This window comes from Bacillus cereus group sp. Sample62, assembly GCF_036851315.1.
GTDB classification, from domain to species: Bacteria; Bacillota; Bacilli; order Bacillales; family Bacillaceae_G; genus Bacillus_A; species Bacillus_A wiedmannii.
Genome location: NZ_JAFLPK010000001.1, coordinates 4,578,039 through 4,596,295, shown reverse-complemented (window position 1 = coordinate 4,596,295; position 18,257 = coordinate 4,578,039). Strand labels below are relative to the sequence as shown.

Genomic DNA, 18,257 nt, shown 5'->3' with positions numbered 1-18,257 from the left:
TACTCTCAAGGAGGTAATGAAACGTATGAAAACGATTCTTGCGGTTGCTGGTCTCATTTGGGTAATGTCTCACGGTTTTCCGATTTTTGAAGGAGAGCAAATTCGTAGTGCATTAAATAAAAAGTATGATGATTATCATGTAATAGATCGAAAAGAAAATGTCGTTACAGTACGTGTGAAAGATTGTTTCCATACAGTTACGGTTGCAGATGGAAACGTTACAAATGAAACAAAGATGTGTGATAAAAGGTAAAGAAAGAAGCTGACTATAGTCTATCGTCCTAAGTCAGCTTCTTTTTCGTTTTCCAATTAGAAGTTTTTCAAATGCCTCAACAAACACATACATAAGTGTTGCGAGGACGCAGGTGAGTAGTACGCTCAGTAAGACGAGCGTGAAATTAAACACTTGGAATCCGTAGCTAATTAAGTAGCCAAGACCTTGTTTAGAGACGAGAAGTTCGCCGAATATAACACCGACCCATGATAAACCAACGTTCACTTTTAACGTTGAAATAATTGCTGGGAAGGATGCAGGAAGAACGACTTGCTTATAACATTGCCATTTATTCGCGCCAAATGTGTCCATCACTTTTATATAGTTAGAATCGACTTCTTGAAATGCGCTGTAAATAACGAGAATGGTAATGATGATGGAAATGATTACCCCCATTGCAATCGACGAAGAAATATTTGGACCGAAGATTACAATGATAATAGGACCAAGTGCCACTTTTGGCATGGCGTTTAGGACGACGAGATAGGGGTCGAGCACGCGAGCGAGAAGTGGCATCCACCAAAGAAAAGTAGCGATAATAGCGCCGAGCACTGTTCCAAGAATGAAGCCTACCCCTGTTTCAAGTAATGTCGTCCATATGTGAACCAAAAGCGAACCGTCAATCCATTTACTAAGGAAGAGATCCCAAATGCTTGAAGGAGAGCTAAAGAGTAAAGGATCAATCCACTCTTTTTTGCTAGCTATTTCCCATAGTGAAAAGAATAGAATGAGTAGTAAAAGCTGCAGTGAGCGTGCTAACCATGCGCGCCTACGTTCTTTCTTCCGAAACTGTTCATGCAGTTGCTTTATATTATCCAAGGCGCTCCAGCTCCTTCCATATATCTTGGAAGAGGTTTGGGAAGTCATGGTGGTGGCGTGATTCTAACGGTGATAAGGAACGGATGCTTTCTGGGACGATAAATGTTTTTGCGATTTTTCCAGGGTTCGCTTGTAGTAAATAAATACGATCACTCATCGCAATGGCTTCTTCAATATCGTGTGTGACAAGTAGTGATGTTTTTTTATAGTTACGTAATAATGTGAAGACGAGATCTTCTAGTTTCAACTTCGTTTGATAATCGAGAGCTGAAAAAGGTTCATCTAGCAATAAAATTTTCGGATCGGTCGCTAACGTTCGAACGAGGGCGGCACGTTGACGCATACCGCCTGACAGTTCACGAGGGTATTGCTCTTCTACATCATGTAGACCGACTTGTTTTAAAAGTTGTAAAGTATGTTCTTTCGTCTGTTTATTGTAAATTTTTCGGGTGTGAAGTCCAAGCATAATATTCTCTTCAATTGTTTTCCAAGGGAACAAGTAATCTTGCTGCAACATGTACCCCATAGATGAAGTTTTCGTTGTAATGGGTTCACCATCTAAAAAGACGATGCCTTCAATTGGATCAAGCAGTCCGGCAATAATGGAGAGGAGTGTTGTTTTGCCGCAACCACTTGGACCGAGTATAGAAATAAATTCGCCTTCTTCCACTTGTAAACTCATGTCTTCGAGAATCAATTTAGCATTCTCTTTTGCGAAAAAGCAGTGAGAAACGTTACGTATTTGTAAAAAACTCATACACTTCGCCTCTATTTCTTAATAACGCTTTCGGCAATTTTTGTATTGACGAGCGCTTCATGTGGAACTTCTTTTTGTAATTCGCCAGCTTCTTTCATAATCGTTTGGACCTGTTTCCATTCTTCAGCATCTAATAGCGGATTTGTCGCATAAGAATGTTGCTTTTTATAACGTTCAATTACTTTTACTGTAATGTCTTTTGAAGTGTCTTTAAATAACGGAGACACGGTATCAGCAATCTCTTCGGGACTATGTGTATCAACCCATTGTTGTGCTTTATAGAGCGCACGTGTGAATTTTTCAGCAGCATCTTTATTTTTCTTTAAGAAGCTTTCTTTTGCCATGAACGTTGTATACGGAACAGTTCCAGATTCATTTCCGAACGAAGCGACGATAAACCCTTTTCCTTCTTTTTCAAATATACTTGCAGTCGGTTCAAAGAGCTGTACAAACTCCCCAGTACCAGATGCAAAGGCACTTGCAATGTTAGCAAATTCGATGTTTTGAATTAAGTTTGTATCTTTGTGAGGATCAATGCCATTTTTCTTTAAAACATATTCTCCAACCATTTGCGGCATGCCGCCTTTACGCTGTCCTAAAAACGTAACACCTTTTACGTCATTCCAATTAAAAGAGTCTAATTTTTTACGCGAAACTAAAAATGTTCCGTCTGTTTGTGTAAGTTGTGCGAAGTTAATGACAGGGTCTTTTGCACCTTGTTGATGAATATAAATAGACGTTTCAGAACCGACGAGAGCAATATCAATTCCGCCAGATAATAGGGCGGTCATCGTTTTATCTCCGCCAGCTGTTGTTTGGAGGTCAATATTTAATCCTTCATCTTTAAAAAATCCTTTTTCAATCCCGACATATAACGGGGCGTAGAAGAGAGAATGGGTAACTTCACCGACGCGAATGTTTTGCGTTTGTTCTTTCGTACCTTCTTTTTTACTACTGCAAGCAGCAAATGTGAAAACAGCTAGTAACATGATGCAAAAAACAGCTATAAATTTTTTCACTATATGACACCTCCTAGAAGTCACTCTACAAGCATGATATGTAGGTAAGCGCCCATATGTGAGTGTAGATAGCAGGAATTTTTTTGGTGATAAAGAAGTACAAATATAAGGGGTGATAAAATGGATTACGAATATGATGATAGCGTACATTTACATCTTGACTATTTCGGAACAGAATGTGATATGGAATCGATTGCTTATAAGCGGAAGAATGAAGACGTGTGGGATGTGTATTTTAATTTTGGAACATATGGTCTTCAGAAAGATGAGATCGAGACAGGTAGATTTATGGACGAATATGCTGGTCATTACGTTTTTTCTGTACATGCTCGTGATCTTAGTTGGGAATTTGGAAGTGCTCAATTTGAAGAGTGGGTTTTGAGAAATCAAATAGTAGAAAAATCGCTGCAAAAATAGGGAGGAATTTTGTGGTCGATTTTCTCATTTTCTTGTTCATTTTCGTAGTCGGATTTTTTATTATGCAAGTACTCGTTTATCGATTTGCAAAGAAAAACATTCAAAAATATACAAAAATAAAATGGATTCATATGTGGCTAGAGATGAATATGAAGAAGGGCCCAAGATTAGATCTTTTTGATTTTGTAGTTATCGTACTTGTATGTATTATATGGAAAGTATGGATGTATTCTCTTATATAATACATATGCTCATGTCTGTTAGAATGAAGGAGAACCTGTCAGTGTTGGTAGGTTCTTTTCTTATGGTAACAATTTTGTGAAGCATAGTTCATTTATGCTGCTACAATATAGAGCGAAGAAGTTTTATCCCGTCCAATCCTGAATGGTTCGGACTTATTAAAGTTTCACTGTATTTTTAAGGGAAAATTAAGGATACATGTGTATATTACAAGCACATAGGGAGACTAGCTACATACAAATATGGTATTTTGTATAGGACAATATGTTTGTGGATGCGAGACGAAGGGGTAAAGGAAAGAGGGAATAAATTGCGTTTTGATTTTTTAACACAACAACGAAGAAGAGATGAATTTTATCTTAGTTTTTCTCCTCAGGAGTCGAGGAAGAACCTATTAATTTCTATCATTCTTAGTGGAATGTGGACAATCTGTTTAGAAACGCTGTTTTTTGTTATGTTAAGATCTTTCGAATTCGAGAGAACTAAAGAATTTTTTAATGGGAAAATACAGCTAAGTATACTCATTATTGTTTTGTGGAGTGTACTACTATATATCATTCATTTAAATAAAGGCATCATTCATAAGCTTAGGCCGGCTATTCGAGTTTATGTCGTATTATTTTTAATCGCTCATACAATGAATTGGATGTATATCATAGTGCAAGAGGATATGAACCTTATAGTAGTAAATACATGGGTGTATTTACAATATGGACAGTATATATTAAGCCTGTTATTTATTTATATGGTATACGTTTTTGCGTATAATTTGCTTGGAAGAGTTTTCTTAAGTACAACGATAACTAGCTTAGTTTTACTTATTTTTGTGATGGTGAACCATTTTAAACTCATTTTTAGAGGAGAGCCATTCTACCCGTCTGATTTTACACAGATTGGTCATATGGATACGGTTATACCGATGGTCATGGATTATTTCAGTTTTTGGAATGTGTTCCTGATGGTAGTTAGTATTGTTTTACTTATCTTTGTAGTTATGTATATAAGAAAGTATATTCCAGTTATAAAATCCCATATTATTATGAGGATTATTTTAATATGCGGCTCTGCGTTTATGTTGTATGGATATAGTAACTACCCTACGACTTTTATGAATAATATATTTATAAAAAGTGGAGTAGACATCCGCGCGTGGAATCAAGCCGCAAATTATAAGGTGAATGGTTTTGTTATAGGCTTTTTAAGCAACTTAGATACGACAGTCATTAAAGAGCCGAAAGAATATTCAAAAGAAAATATGCAGCAAATTGCAAAGGATATAGAAAAACAATATGGCGATAAAATAAAAGGACAAAAAAAAGCAGAGAAGCCGAATATTATATTTATTATGAGTGAAGCTTTTTGGGATCCGACAAAATTAACAAATCTGTCATTTAGCGAAGATCCAGTGCCAAATTTACATCATTATATGGAGAATTTTCCAGGGGGACAAACGATAGCTCCTACATTTGGAGGAAATACAGCGAATACAGAATTTGAAGCGTTAACGAGTTACTCGATGAGTCTTTTAATGCCAGGTTCTATACCATATCAACAAGCTGTTCCAAGCCAAAAAGAGATTCCATCGATTGCAAGTGAGTTGAAAAAACAAGGGTATTATGCAAGTGCAATTCATGCGTTTAATCGATCGTTTTATAAACGTGAAGATGTATATAAAACATTGGGATTCGATAATTTTAATGCAGAAGATACGATGAAAAATAAAGAAGTAGTGGGAGACAATATTGGTGATTTATCTATGAGTAAAGAAATCATAGATGAATTAAATAAGAGAAAACAACCTACATTTATTCATGCGGTGACGATGCAAAATCATTTTCCGTATACGCCAAATATGTTTGGAGAAAATAAAATAGAAATTAGTGGATTAACAGAAGAGGAATCGAAGGCGGAATTAGAAGCATATACAGAAGGGGTAAGATTATCGGATGAGGCTCTGCAATATTTAATCGAGCAGCTTGACGATCTAGATAGACCTACTTTAATAGTCTTCTTTGGAGACCATTTACCTATGTTAGGAACTAATAAAGCTATTTATACAGAAGCAGGATATATAGAAGATGAAGAGACGGTAAGAGAAAGATTAATTATGTCAGAAACACCATTGTTAATGTACGCAAATTTCGATTTGCCAAATGACAATTTAGGTTTAGTAAGTCCGATTTATTTTTCTAGTCTTGTTTTTGATTATGCAGGATTAAATCAATCACCATTTTATCAATTTTTATCGGAAATGCATAAAGAAATACCAGTTCTTAGAGATGAGTTAAAGGTTAATAAAGATGGAGAAGAGATAACAGATTTAACAAAGGAACAAAAAGAAATGTTAGAGCAATATAAAATGATCCAATATGATTTACTTGCTGGAAAGCAGTATAGTAAAGATATACTTTTTAAATAGAAAAACAAAAAGAACTTGTATAACGATACAAGTTCTTTTTTTATAGTATTTAACGGGGTAACCAGACAAGCTGGGTTTAGGGAGTATTACCTGTACATTTAGTATAAATGAAAATATAATCGTTTTATTAATTGATTTGTGAGAAATATGTGAATTTTATTCTTTTCAAAAACGACGTTCCTATCAAAACGATTGGGCATAGGTTTTTATGAATGTAAAAACTTTATAAGTTCTTCATTTAATTCATCCGCTTGATCGATTGGAGAGCCGTGACCACTATTTGTAAGAGGATGTAACTGAGAATTTTTAATTCGCTTTTGCGTGAGTTCAGCGCTTTTGTAAGGGATAAGTTGATCGTGAACACCGTGGAATATTTTTGTTGGGACGTTAATTTTACTTAAATCTTTCGTTACATCTTCATTTGCAGCTGCTTGTAATATTTTGATGAGAGCGTAGGAAGCAGACTGCATACCGAGATAAGAAAACCATTCTAACGTAGCAGATCCTAAGTTTCTATTAAAAAATGATAAAGATACATCATTTAAAAATTTTGGCATATTGGCATACATTTGATTAATGAGGGTATCTGCTTGTTCTTTTGGGACACCATAGGGAGATTCTTGATTTTTAACGAAAGAGGGGGAAACAGCATCGACTAATACAAGTTTAGAAATGCGATGACCATTGTAGCGAGACATGTACCGAATAGAAAGGGCACCACCTACTGAAAAACCGACTAATGTAGCATTTTCTACTTGAAGTGCTTCTAGAACAATGGCGATATCGTCTGCTAAACGATCGTATGTGTAACCAGTCCATGGTTTATCAGATTGCCCGTTTCCGCGTATATCCATAGCGATGCAGCGGAAACCGTGCTGTGGTAACACATTGAGTTGATATTGGTACATTTGATGATTTAAAGGCCAGCCATGGACGAAGAAAACGGTCTTACTACCGGGTCCGGGATTAACGTCTTGCACAAAAATATGCACATCTTTCTCGACAGTAACAAACATAAATTATCCCCCTAACCTATTCATATGCTCTATCCCAAAAGCGTTGTTTCGTCATAGCTTTAATAAATTCATTTGCCAGAAGCGTAGGGTTTTGTTCTATTAAGACACCAGGCTTTCCTTCAATATTTAAAGATTGAATAACAGTAGATCCATTTTGGAAGGCACTAATTGGCTTAAAATGATTATATGATTCTACGACAAATGAACGCGCTTTATTAAGAAACTGTTCATCAAGGTTTCCTCCAATAAGAAGTAGCCCGTCATAAAGAAGTGAGGATCCTGTTAAAAAAGTATCATTCACGTCCCAACGTACATTTTGCGTTCCTTGCACAATACCTAACCGCTCGGAAACGATCACTGGCTGTAACCCAACTTGTTTGAATTGATCTATTATATATTGTGCGCTTTGTCCGTCATATCCATTTGCAACAATGACACCTACTCGTAATGTATTAGGACTAAATGTCGTATTTGCCATACTGAGTGCTGGCGATGATTTCGTAACGCCCGATTCTTGAATATTTGGGACTTTTGCTCCGACAGCTTCAGCGACTAACGTAGCTAGTTCACTACTAATATGTCCAATCATATTTACGACTTGTTGACGGACGGATTTACTTTTTACTTTTCCTAATTCAAAGGAGAAGGCTTGCACAATATGAACTTTTTCGACGTTACTCATACTATTCCAAAATAAACGTGCTTGAGAGAAATGATCTTTGAAACTGGCGGCTGTTTCTCTCGTTTTATGCCCTGATACAGTAGAAGGATATGTAACGAACCCACCCTTTGTACCAGGGACAGTGTAAGGAGTGTTATTTGCTAAGGAATTATTATGGTAAGCGATTTTTCCTTTATCAATTATATATTTAGATGCACCATCTCTTTGATTGTTATGAAATGGGCATACAGGACGGTTAATTGGTAATTCTTGATAATTTGTACCGACGCGTGCCAATTGAGTGTCTGTATAAGAAAAGAGCCTACCTTGTAAGAGCGGGTCATTGGTGAAATCAATACCACGGACGATACTTCCAGGATGAAGTGCGACTTGTTCTGTTTCAGCGAATACATTCTCGACGTTGCGATTTAATGTCATTTTTCCAATGATTTTAACGGGGAAATCTTCTTCAGGCCAAATTTTCGTCGCATCTAATATATCGAAATCGTATTTAAATTCATCCTCTTCTTCTAAAATTTGAATGCCAAGTTCGTACTCAGGATAGTTTCCAGCATTAATATTTTCCCATAAATCACGGCGATGGTAATCTGGATCAGCACCACCTAATTTTTGCGCTTCATCCCAAATTAATGAGTGGATGCCGAGCTTTGGCTTCCAGTGAAATTTTACGAATCGTGATTTTCCATTTTTATTCACTAAGCGGAATGTGTGAACACCAAACCCTTGCATCATTCGAAAACTTCTTGGAATGGCACGATCAGACATAATCCACATCATCATAGCAGCCGATTCTTGGTTATTGGCGATGAAGTCCCAAAACGTATCATGTGCTGTTTGCCCCTGGGGAATCTCATTATGCGGCTCAGGTTTAAGGGCGTGAATAAGATCAGGGAATTTAATGCCATCTTGAATGAAGAAAATAGGAATATTGTTTCCTACTAAATCAAAATTTCCTTCTTCTGTATAAAATTTAACGGCAAACCCTCGTACATCTCGATTTGTTTCGTTCGCACCTTTTGATCCAGCCACTTCAGAGAAGCGAACGAAAAGGGGTGTTTTTTTGGAAGGGTCTTGTAAAAAGTGGGCCATTGTTAGCTCTTCTAAAGATTCATATAGCTCGAATAGACCATGTGCGCCGTATCCACGTGCGTGAACGACTCTTTCAGGAATTCGTTCACGGTCAAAATGAGCAAGCTTTTCTCGCATTAGGAAATCTTCTAGAAGGGTAGGGCCACGATCACCAACGGTTAAAGAGTTTTCATCATTTGAAATTGTAACACCTGTATTTGTCGTCATTTTCTTGCCTTCATTTTCACGGGTGAAGGATTGAAGTTGTTCTGTTTTTTTATTTTTTTTGCCGTCTATATAAAACACCTCCCATAATATACGTATTATTGTTTATAGCTTTTATGCTTATATATAGTCTGAAGATGCTTTATTCTATTGGAATGATTTCCCTCAAATGTTCGATTTATCTTTGTTTGTCTATGAAAATCATTTATTATAATAAATGGTATTCTTCGAGATATTATTTTGAAGGGGTGTTGAAGTGAAAGGAAGTTTTCTATCATATAAAGAAGAAGAAAGGAATGCAAAAATTTTTTTATGGGTGCTGTATGTCATTGTTGTTTCATACCAAATTTTCTATGCAATCGTATTAGAGAACAAATCGCTAACGGATAAGGGACATAGCATACTATGGCAGGTTATTTGCGGAACTGCAATACTCGGTGTGAATGTATATTTAATAAAAAAAGAGAAAGCGAACCTTGTTAAATATACATGTGTATTTGCATACGTAGGAATAGAAATCGTTAATATACTTTCGTATATGCTTTATAATGAAGTGGCATTTGATGGAGTAAATATAATAGAAATTATTTTCATCTTCTTTGTACCTATATTTTTAAATAAAAAATATTTTGTGTTTGTACTTTCGACTATTGTAGGGAAATATGTGATTTATTTATTTGTATTAAAGGAAGTAAAAGGATTTATGTTCCTCATTATGTATACACTCGTATTAATAGCGGCATACATCATTTTAAATCGATTTATACAATACCTTTCAGCGGTAAAGGAAAGTATTAAGATTGCTAGTGAATCACAAAAATTAGCAGTAATCGGAAAAATGGCAGCGACAGTGGGACATGAAATTAAAAATCCACTTGCTTCATTAAAAGGGTTTACGCAATTACAACGAGAGAAGCATGGGGAGGACCCTATTTACAAACAGATGATTTTTGAAATAGAAAATATGAATAATATGATAAGTGAGTTAATGGAAGTTGCTACATGTAAACCTTCTGTTTATAAGAAACATAATATAGGTGAAATTGCATTACAAGCAGTAACAATTGTTCGCGAAAAAATGAATGAATCTAGCGTCCAGTTTATTTCTAATATGGAAGAAAAGACGATAGAAGTTGAATGTGATGAGCGGAAAATAAGAGGAGTCTTTCTATATGTCATAAAAAATGCTCTGGAGGCAATGGAGCAAGGTGGCACATTAGAGTTACGGTTAGAAAATAAAGGACGAGATTATGTAATGCTAAGTGTAATTGATAATGGTTACGGTATTAAGAAAGAAAATTTAGCCCGTGTTAAAGAAGCTTTTTATACAACAAAGCAAGATAAAATTGGCCTAGGCCTTACGGTAGCGAATCGGCTTGTTACTGAACAGCATCTTGGTGAATTACATATTTCAAGTGAAAGAGATATTGGAACTAGAATAGATATCATGCTCCCGAAGCAACGTGGAAATAATGAAATCCAAGAGGGAGAAAAGCTAGGAGTTACGATATGAATAAAGACGATATATTTAAAAATGAAGAAATGAAGGCACTGAAAATATTTTTAAGTTTATTTTTCATTATATTTTTTGTATACGATCTTGCCTACGAATTTATTGTACCTTTAATAGGAGGAGAGCAAGAAGGAGTAGGACAATTTGAAGATGGTTTAGGTTTGTGGCTTTATTTTCTAATGGTGATCTTATTTTGCACTGGAATATACTTTATGAAATGGAAAAATCCATTTGCAGTGAAATATATTATTTTAATTGGATATAATCTATTAGATTTTATCCATAATTTTATGATTTACTACGGTAGTGATGCTGAGTTTGATGGTGGGAATATAGTAGAAGGATTTTTTATTTTATTTGCCCCACTCTTTGTGAATAAAAGATATTTTTGGTTAGTTCCGAGCATACTTGTTGGGAAATACGCTCTTATAGGAATCATCATTCACTCATCACTCGTTTTAATTCCAATGACATTATATAGCGTATTTACTATCATATGTTGGATTATGTTTTTAAGGTTTCAATCTTACGTTCGTACGCTTGAGATGATGGATAAAGAAATACAACAAACAGAAAAGCTAGCAACTGTTGGGAAAATGGCTACAGTTATTGGTTACAAAATTAGAAGACCTCTAGTTAATTTGGATAAATTTGTTAATAAACAAGCGAATAAATATCCTGAGGATAAAATATATAGTGATATTATGAAACAAGAAGTAGAACGAATTCATACAATCGCTACAGAACTTAGTGGATTTGAGAAATCTAAATCACTAGAATCAGAAGTTCATAATATAGAAGAAATTATCGCTTATGTTATTCGAGTTATGGGGAAGCCTGCTTTAAAGCAAGGAGTGCACATACAAGGGATTTATAGTAAAGACATACCATCGATTACATGCGATGAAAAACGATTAAAGCAAGTATTTTTTAATTTAATTAAAAATGCGATTGAAGCAATGTCAGTTGGCGGAACGATTACGATTAAAGTGACTGTAGAAGATGCAATCATTGTCCAAGTTAAGGATGAGGGTTGCGGTATTCCAAAAGACAAAATTCCGAAGTTAAATGAAGCTTTTTACACAACGAAAGAAACGGGAACGGGTTTAGGTTTAGTAGTTACAGAAAAAATTATTAAAGATCACAATGGTAAAATGAGTTTTGAAAGTGAAGTTGGGGTTGGAACGACTGTGAAGATTGTATTGCCGATGTAATGAAAAAATATTTTTAAAAGGGAGTAAGACGTGTTGATAAAGGTAGGCAAGTTAATTATATTAACATAGTGCATACAATGTAAATACCAATATATGGATTTTTTACGATAATAGTATATACTGAACTTGTCTGTTATTTGTTTTAATTCATTTGTATTTCTATTTGTTGGCCCCAATTAGTGGGGCCTTTTTTTGTTAAATACATTACTGTTAAGAAGGAACTAAATATTAGTGATTAGAAAAATAGAATATACAGCACTGGCAGTAATTCCAGGATTAATATAAAGGGAGATAGCATCTCCTCTCGAAATGGGGTTTCCAGTTGTAATGCTAGTCCAGGTTACAGTAGCGGGACCTACCGCCGGAGTGGGATTAAACACTTGAATTTGTCCTGATCCAGTATCCGTCGGTTTAATTGAAAATACGATAGTTCCTGTAATTTTGTCAGTGGTAGTTAAAGTAATAGTAGATAGGATGTAACTAGCAGTAGGGGCAGTGAGGTTTGTAGGGACATTCCTGCAAATATCAATCGTATAAACAGCCGCAGGTAAGTTATTTACATTTATAGATGCAGCAAAGCCAACTATACTACCGGCTCCAGCAGTGACATATGGAATAACATTGGAGTCAATTCCAGGAGAACCCGCTATACGTTGAAAACCAGCATTTGTTCCTTGAAAAACAATACTTTTTGCTGAAGCACTACCTGCAGTTCCAGTAGGTCCGGTGATGCCAGAAGGCCCAGTGCTACCGGAAGGTCCGGTAATGCCAGAAGGTCCTGTACTACCAGAAGGTCCAGTGCTACCGGAAGGTCCGGTAATGCCAGAAGGTCCTGTACTACCAGAAGGTCCAGTGCTACCGGAAGGTCCGGTAATGCCAGAAGGTCCTGTACTACCAGAAGGTCCAGTGCTACCGGAAGGTCCGGTAATGCCAGAAGGTCCTGTATTACCAGAAGGTCCAGTGCTACCGGAAGGTCCGGTAATGCCAGTAAATCCAGTACTACCGGAAGATCCAGTGTTCCCGGTAGGCCCAGTGCTACCAGTAGGTCCACTTTCTACTAATACGATATAATCTGGAGATATATTCGGAAACCCTTGAGGTGCATCTTTTTTTACAACATAGCCGCTGCTCGTATAAGTGACAACTTGTCCTGTTTTATAGTTGGGAGCGGCTGCTAGACTAAAGGCAGTAGTACTTTGTAAACCAGCTCCGGTAGAACCAGTACTACCGGAAGGTCCAGTGCTCCCGGTAGCGCCGGTGTTCCCAGTGGGCCCGATACTGCCAGTAGGCCCAGTGTTTCCGTTAGAACCACTGTTACGTCTGCCGTCGCAACTAAAACAATTACGTGGGTACATGTACGTTCTCCTTTCTCTATTTTGAGAATCTAGTTTTAAAAATAGAACCACTATATATATATTATGAATTCTATATTTTTGTGTAGTCGCTCGTATTGTATGTTTAGATTTCAAAAATAGGGGAGAATTAGATTGTGCTAGATCTAACGATGAGTGACATGTTTGCTTCTCCTGCTTAAAAAATTTCTGCCTTGTTAGTTTTTCTTATTTTTCATAGCAAAATAAGAAGCGGTTAGGAAACAAATAAAGCCTAAAATTCAGCCAATAGAAGGAGCATAGAGAAGTGTATGTTGTAATACCAGTCCGCTAGAAATAGAAAAGCTACCGAGTAGACCTAAGAAGATGGGGTATCGCAGTAATTTGAACATGAGTGATAACCTCCTTTATTACATGCACTCTATATCAGTCTTAATTTTCTGTATATAATTTTCAGGAAAAATGGTGGTACAATATATGAATGATACGAGAAGAGAGGATGAAGATTAACGTATGTACGTTACTGTAACAGAATCAGCATATAAAAAGATTATGGATACGATTCCAAATGAAGCGAAATATATAAAGTTATTTTACGATAATGAAGGTTGCGGTTGTGTCATGAGCGGAATCATCGATTTAGTCGCTGTAGCAGAAAAAGATGAGCGTGATGTGGATATCGAATCTAGCACAATGAACTTTATCGCAGATCGCACAAAGCTTGTATTTATGGATGATAAGTTAACAGTTGACTGGCATGAAGGTGGCGGAACTTTTCAGTTGAAGAGCCCGAGCCAATTTTATAATCCAAATATGAAGTTACACGTTCGAGTGTAAGAAAGAAAAGGTGGTTCCAAAATGTGTTTTGGAACCACCTTTTTTTATTGTATAAGTCGCTATATTCAAAAAATCGCTTATATAATTTCATGTACTAAACAAAGCAAACCTCTCCATACAATACAAAGACTTTTTCACATAATGAAATGTACATATAATTGAATTTTCTGTATAATCTTATTTGCGGAGGGGGATACGTATGAGGAGATGGGGGATTGAGTTATTAATTTTAAGTGTCGTTATTATTTGGGGGATTAATTTTACGATTGCGAAATATGGACTTTTAGAATTTACAGCAATTGAGTTTACTGCACTTCGGATGATATCAGCGGCACCGCTTATGTTACTCCTAACATTTTTTATTGAAAAGTCGGTTTATATGGAACGGAAGGATATACCTAGATTAATCATAGTTAGCGTTGTAGGTATTATACTGTATCAAACATTATTCATGGAAACTGTCAAATATACATCCGCTACAAATGCCTCTTTACTCATTTCTATTTCACCTATTTTTACAACTGTATTTGCTATTTTTTTGAAACAAGAAAAGTTTTCTTCTCGAAAGCTCGTCGGTTCTATAATTGCCTTTGGTGGTGCTGCATTAGTTTTAGTAGCAGGGCATTCGCTTGCTAGTTCTTTTTATGGTAACGGAATTGGACTTATTACATCAATATGCTGGGGGCTTTATCCTGTTTTAGCAGGTCCATTAATTAAAAAATATTCAGCACTACGTGTTACCGCATGGTCAGCATTAGTTGGCGCGATTCCGCTTTTATTGTTAAGCGGGCCATATGTATTTATAATGCCATTTCACATTACACACGGAATGACACTATTCGCTTTACTATATTCCATTTTCTTTGTAACAGTATTTGGTTTAGTGATGTGGTATGTTGGTATTCAAAAAATTGGTGCGTCACATACGATGGTATATATGTATATAACGCCACTTGTAGCTGTTTTATTTGCAGCTATATGGGCAAATGAATATGTATCGTTTCAACAAATAATCGGTGGAGTTATCATTTTCTTCGGTCTATGGTTTGTAAAATCGGAGAAAGTAAAAGTACATTCTATTGCGGAGGAACCTATATCAAAATAGGAAAACAGATCACCTATGATCTGCTTTCCTATTTTTTTATTTTTGGTAAGAAGACGAGAAATAAGATAGCAGTAATAAGTGGAATTAAGTTTAAAAATGGAATACGGAAGAGTGTGATAAGAATAATACCTGGAAGAAGGACACCGAGGACAGCGTAGAAAATACTATGATTTTTCGTGTACCAATACAATGAAAGTCCAATAAGTGCAGGGATAATGAGGTGAATGAGAGCCATTAAAAAATAAATCATTAGACGCCCCCTTTATTTGTGTGCTTATTACATCATATCCGTATGTTCATAGATTGATATCACTTTTTTCATAAATGGACGAAAAATGTTTGGAAAAACGTCACAAATTATGAGAATATGATGTTTAAAATCTTGTATAATATTATTTCCTGAAAACATTCAAACAACATAAACATACTGTTTATGTTGTTTTTAATTTGAGTGAAATGAATTTAAGTAGTATAAACTGGAATTTTTTTGTTGGATAGATAAAAATTACTGAAGAGGAGAACAGCATGATTAGTATGTCATTAAGATCGTTTAAAATTCAATCGTATTATTTACTAGGTTTTCTTTTACTAGGCTGGATGTTAACGCCGTTTTCAGCTCACTTTCTAGGTGCTGGAATTGGACTGGTTGTAAGTATGTATTGTGTTTGGCTTTTAGGGAGACGAATTGAGAAGCTTGGAGATAGTATCGTAAAGAAAACGAAAGCACCGACGCTCGGTATGTTTAATCGTTTTGCAGCTGCTATTTTGGGTGCTGTTATTATGTACGAAATTGAACATCATATGGTTATGTGGGCATTTGCAGTAGGGATTCTGGGTGGCTATTTCTTAATCGTTGTGAATTTAGGTTACTATAGTATGAAAGATGAGGAAGAATTAACAAAGAGCTAAAAAGCTAAAAAACCTCTTTTAGATGGAATAGAGGATCCGGCGAGGGATAGAAGCGGTCCGAGCTTTTTTTAGCCTCATGCGGTGTGAAACCGGCTGGATGTAGTGAGTAGGGATATAATTTATATGTTCGAAGCCGTGATTTGTCTTTGTGAAAATTGGCTTACTTTGGAATAAGGGGTCCAGCGACGGATAGTACAATAGGAAGCGTAACTTTGCATAAAATATAGGTTTCCGCTTCCAATAAGTTAACATGAAATCACTTAGTAGTATGACTCTCAGGTTCTTTAAAAAAGTTAGATACAATACAGCAAACTATTCCGGTAATTAGAATAATGTATTTTATCGTTTCACTTGTATGCTCAAATAAATGAACGTTAAGCATCACAAGTCCCCAAAACATTTGAATGGCTCCATAACTGAATAATATTTTTCCTGTACGAGAAAAATTTTTCATAGCCCTCTTCCTTTCCTGTATATGTAAATTTTATCATAAAAAACTATAAAATGAATGATTATAAAATGAATTTTCAGTAAGTTCATGGATGTTGGTATGCAATTTTATGAGCTAAGTCACACAGATGAAGAGATTAAAGTTGTACTTTATATAAGATATAGAAAGAAGCTTACGTCAAAAACGTAAGCTTCTTTTTTATGTAAGTGTGTGTAACCGTTAAGCCGCATTGGGTTTTGTCGGTGAGTACGCGAAACTTTACGGTTACACGACACTTATTCATATGAGTAAAAGGGTTATTCCAACAGAAAGTTTGTACTTAAGCGATTGGACCGCCTAAGTTAATAATATCTTCAGAAACGCTGTCGAACTTTTTGAAGTTCTCTTTGAATTCGCTTGCAAGTTCGATTGCTTTCTCTTTATAAGCAGCTTTATCAGCCCAAGTTTGTTCAGGCATTAATACTTCATCAGGTACACCTGGTACGTGAAGTGGAACTTCAAGACCGAAGATGTCATGTTTAGCTGTTTCAGTTTTCGCAAGTTCGCCGCTTAATGCTGCTTGAATCATTGCACGAGTGTAACTTAAGTTCATACGTTTACCAACGCCGTATTCGCCACCAGTCCAGCCAGTGTTTACTAAGAATACTTTCGCATCGTGTTTCTCGATTTTTTCACCAAGCATTTCAGCATAGCGAGATGCATCAAGTGGTAAGAATGGTGAACCGAAGCAAGTTGAGAATGTTGCTTGCGGAGATGTAACGCCGCGCTCTGTTCCTGCTAGTTTACTAGTGTAACCACTTAAGAAATGATACATAGCTTGTTCTTTTGATAACTTACTGATTGGAGGCAATACGCCAGATGCATCAGCAGTTAAGAAAATGATTGTATTTGGGTGTCCAGCAACACTTGGCAGTACGATATTGTCGATCGCATGCATAGGGTATGCAGCACGAGTATTTTCTGTTAAAGTAGTATCGTTATAGTCTGCGATACGCGTTTGGTTATTAATGATAACGTTTTCTAAAACAGATCCAAATTTGATTGCATCGAAAATTTGTGGTTCTTTCTCGTGAGAAAGGTTTACACATTTTGCGTAGCAACCGCCTTCAATATTGAATACACCGTTATCAGACCAACCATGCTCATCGTCACCGATTAATTTACGGTGTGGATCAGCAGATAATGTTGTTTTACCTGTTCCAGATAAACCGAAGAATAGTGCTACGTCGCCTTCTTCACCTACGTTTGCAGAGCAATGCATAGAAAGAATATCTTGTTCAGGTAGTAAGAAGTTCATAATAGAGAAGATTGATTTTTTCATTTCTCCAGCGTATTCTGTACCACCAATTAGTACGATACGTTTTTCGAATGAAACCATAATGAATGCTTCAGAGTTTGTACCGTCAACAGCTGGATCAGCTTTGAAATTCGGTGCAGAAACAATTGTGAACTCTGATTCATGAGTTGTTAATTCTTCTTCAGTTGGACGAATAAATAATTGATGTACAAATAAATTGTGCCATGCATATTCGTTAATAACTTGAATTGGTAGGCGGTAATTGCGGTCAGCGCCTGCAAATCCATTGAAGACGAATAACTCTTCTTTTTCTTTTAAGTATTCTAAAACTTTAGTATATAATTTATTAAAATGTTCTTCAGAGATCGGCTGATTCACTGCTCCCCAAGCAATTTTGTCAGCAACCGATGCTTCTTTCACAATAAATTTATCTTTAGGAGAACGTCCTGTATATTTTCCTGTTGAAGCAGAAACGGCACCAGTAGAAGTTAATTTCCCTTCATTTCGCATTAATACTTTTTCCACTAATTGCGGAACACTTAGTTGAATCTGTGCATTGCTTCCGTTCAATAATTCGTGTAAACCAATTTGGACATTCACAGTACTCATATTTATATACCATCCTTTTCATTTAATGAAATATTTCTCGTAATCCCCAACAAGA

18 protein-coding genes are annotated in these 18,257 nt (G+C 36.1%); 9 read left to right on the top strand and 9 right to left on the bottom strand.

Annotation, left to right across the window (positions count from 1 at the left end; translation table 11 throughout):
* Positions 1-25: 25 nt before the first annotated feature.
* Positions 26-253: a hypothetical protein gene (locus J0835_RS23525; protein WP_000849118.1), complete on the top strand. Its 228-nt coding sequence runs from the start codon at positions 26-28 to the stop codon at positions 251-253.
* Positions 254-286: 33 nt separating this feature from the next.
* On the opposite strand, the gene J0835_RS23520 is transcribed toward J0835_RS23525, so the two are convergent.
* Genes J0835_RS23520 through J0835_RS23510 form a run of 3 tightly spaced genes read right to left on the bottom strand, consistent with a single transcriptional unit; the run spans position 287 to position 2,869 of the window.
* Positions 287-1,093 (bottom strand): ABC transporter permease, encoded by an 807-nt coding sequence (locus J0835_RS23520; RefSeq protein ID WP_087982581.1) that lies wholly within the window; start codon positions 1,091-1,093, stop codon positions 287-289.
* Positions 1,086-1,850 (bottom strand): ABC transporter ATP-binding protein, encoded by a 765-nt coding sequence (locus J0835_RS23515; RefSeq protein ID WP_087982579.1) that lies wholly within the window; start codon positions 1,848-1,850, stop codon positions 1,086-1,088. The genes J0835_RS23520 and J0835_RS23515 overlap by 8 nt, the downstream gene beginning before the upstream one ends.
* 11 nt (positions 1,851-1,861) lie before the next feature.
* Positions 1,862-2,869 (bottom strand): ABC transporter substrate-binding protein, encoded by a 1,008-nt coding sequence (locus J0835_RS23510; RefSeq protein ID WP_140386910.1) that lies wholly within the window; start codon positions 2,867-2,869, stop codon positions 1,862-1,864.
* A gap of 120 nt (positions 2,870-2,989) precedes the next feature.
* Between J0835_RS23510 and J0835_RS23505 the strand changes: the two genes are divergently transcribed.
* The 3 genes from J0835_RS23505 to J0835_RS23495 all read left to right on the top strand — a co-directional run bounded on the left by J0835_RS23505 (position 2,990) and on the right by J0835_RS23495 (position 5,945).
* Positions 2,990-3,286, top strand: a complete 297-nt coding sequence (locus tag J0835_RS23505) for a DUF3986 family protein (protein ID WP_064474493.1) — start codon at positions 2,990-2,992, stop codon at positions 3,284-3,286.
* 11 nt (positions 3,287-3,297) lie between these two features.
* Positions 3,298-3,528, top strand: coding sequence for a hypothetical protein (locus tag J0835_RS23500; RefSeq protein WP_087982578.1), 231 nt, complete (start codon positions 3,298-3,300; stop codon positions 3,526-3,528).
* A 272-nt stretch (positions 3,529-3,800) separates the two neighbouring features.
* Positions 3,801-5,945: an LTA synthase family protein gene (locus J0835_RS23495; RefSeq protein WP_140386924.1), complete on the top strand. Its 2,145-nt coding sequence runs from the start codon at positions 3,801-3,803 to the stop codon at positions 5,943-5,945.
* A 206-nt stretch (positions 5,946-6,151) separates the two neighbouring features.
* Here the strand turns inward: J0835_RS23495 and J0835_RS23490 are convergent, their stop codons facing one another.
* Together J0835_RS23490 and J0835_RS23485 are read right to left on the bottom strand one after the other, a co-directional pair.
* On the bottom strand, positions 6,152-6,961 hold the full coding sequence (locus tag J0835_RS23490) for an alpha/beta fold hydrolase (RefSeq protein WP_048562023.1): 810 nt from the start codon (positions 6,959-6,961) through the stop codon (positions 6,152-6,154).
* Positions 6,962-6,977: 16 nt separating this feature from the next.
* Complete coding sequence (locus J0835_RS23485; protein WP_087982746.1) at positions 6,978-9,008, bottom strand: catalase; 2,031 nt, start codon at positions 9,006-9,008, stop codon at positions 6,978-6,980.
* Between the two features lie 184 nt (positions 9,009-9,192).
* On the opposite strand from J0835_RS23485, the gene J0835_RS23480 reads away from it, so the two are divergent.
* Both J0835_RS23480 and J0835_RS23475 read left to right on the top strand, forming a co-directional pair.
* Entirely contained in the window at positions 9,193-10,449 is a 1,257-nt protein-coding gene (locus J0835_RS23480) for an ATP-binding protein (RefSeq protein WP_087982574.1), read from the top strand.
* The gene (locus J0835_RS23475; protein ID WP_087982572.1) at positions 10,446-11,663 is read left to right on the top strand and encodes an ATP-binding protein; all 1,218 of its coding nucleotides are present in this window, start codon (positions 10,446-10,448) and stop codon (positions 11,661-11,663) included. The genes J0835_RS23480 and J0835_RS23475 overlap by 4 nt, the downstream gene beginning before the upstream one ends.
* A gap of 221 nt (positions 11,664-11,884) precedes the next feature.
* Here the strand turns inward: J0835_RS23475 and J0835_RS23470 are convergent, their stop codons facing one another.
* Positions 11,885-13,018, bottom strand: coding sequence for a collagen-like protein (locus tag J0835_RS23470; protein ID WP_333728173.1), 1,134 nt, complete (start codon positions 13,016-13,018; stop codon positions 11,885-11,887).
* A gap of 489 nt (positions 13,019-13,507) precedes the next feature.
* On the opposite strand from J0835_RS23470, the gene J0835_RS23465 reads away from it, so the two are divergent.
* Positions 13,508-13,831, top strand: a complete 324-nt coding sequence (locus J0835_RS23465) for an iron-sulfur cluster biosynthesis family protein (RefSeq protein ID WP_087982568.1) — start codon at positions 13,508-13,510, stop codon at positions 13,829-13,831.
* A 199-nt stretch (positions 13,832-14,030) separates the two neighbouring features.
* On the top strand, positions 14,031-14,936 hold the full coding sequence (locus J0835_RS23460; protein ID WP_087982566.1) for a DMT family transporter: 906 nt from the start codon (positions 14,031-14,033) through the stop codon (positions 14,934-14,936).
* A gap of 28 nt (positions 14,937-14,964) precedes the next feature.
* On the opposite strand, the gene J0835_RS23455 is transcribed toward J0835_RS23460, so the two are convergent.
* A complete protein-coding gene (locus J0835_RS23455; protein WP_000639043.1) occupies positions 14,965-15,186 on the bottom strand; it encodes a hypothetical protein in 222 nt (73 codons plus the stop codon).
* A 275-nt stretch (positions 15,187-15,461) separates the two neighbouring features.
* On the opposite strand from J0835_RS23455, the gene J0835_RS23450 reads away from it, so the two are divergent.
* Positions 15,462-15,845, top strand: a complete 384-nt coding sequence (locus tag J0835_RS23450) for an ATP synthase subunit I (protein WP_087982564.1) — start codon at positions 15,462-15,464, stop codon at positions 15,843-15,845.
* 256 nt (positions 15,846-16,101) lie between these two features.
* Here J0835_RS23450 and J0835_RS23445 read toward each other — a convergent pair whose 3' ends face one another.
* Both J0835_RS23445 and pckA read right to left on the bottom strand, forming a co-directional pair.
* On the bottom strand, positions 16,102-16,299 hold the full coding sequence (locus tag J0835_RS23445) for a hypothetical protein (protein ID WP_087982562.1): 198 nt from the start codon (positions 16,297-16,299) through the stop codon (positions 16,102-16,104).
* A gap of 316 nt (positions 16,300-16,615) precedes the next feature.
* The gene (pckA, locus tag J0835_RS23440; RefSeq protein ID WP_087982560.1) at positions 16,616-18,202 is read right to left on the bottom strand and encodes a phosphoenolpyruvate carboxykinase (ATP); all 1,587 of its coding nucleotides are present in this window, start codon (positions 18,200-18,202) and stop codon (positions 16,616-16,618) included.
* Positions 18,203-18,257: the final 55 nt, after the last annotated feature.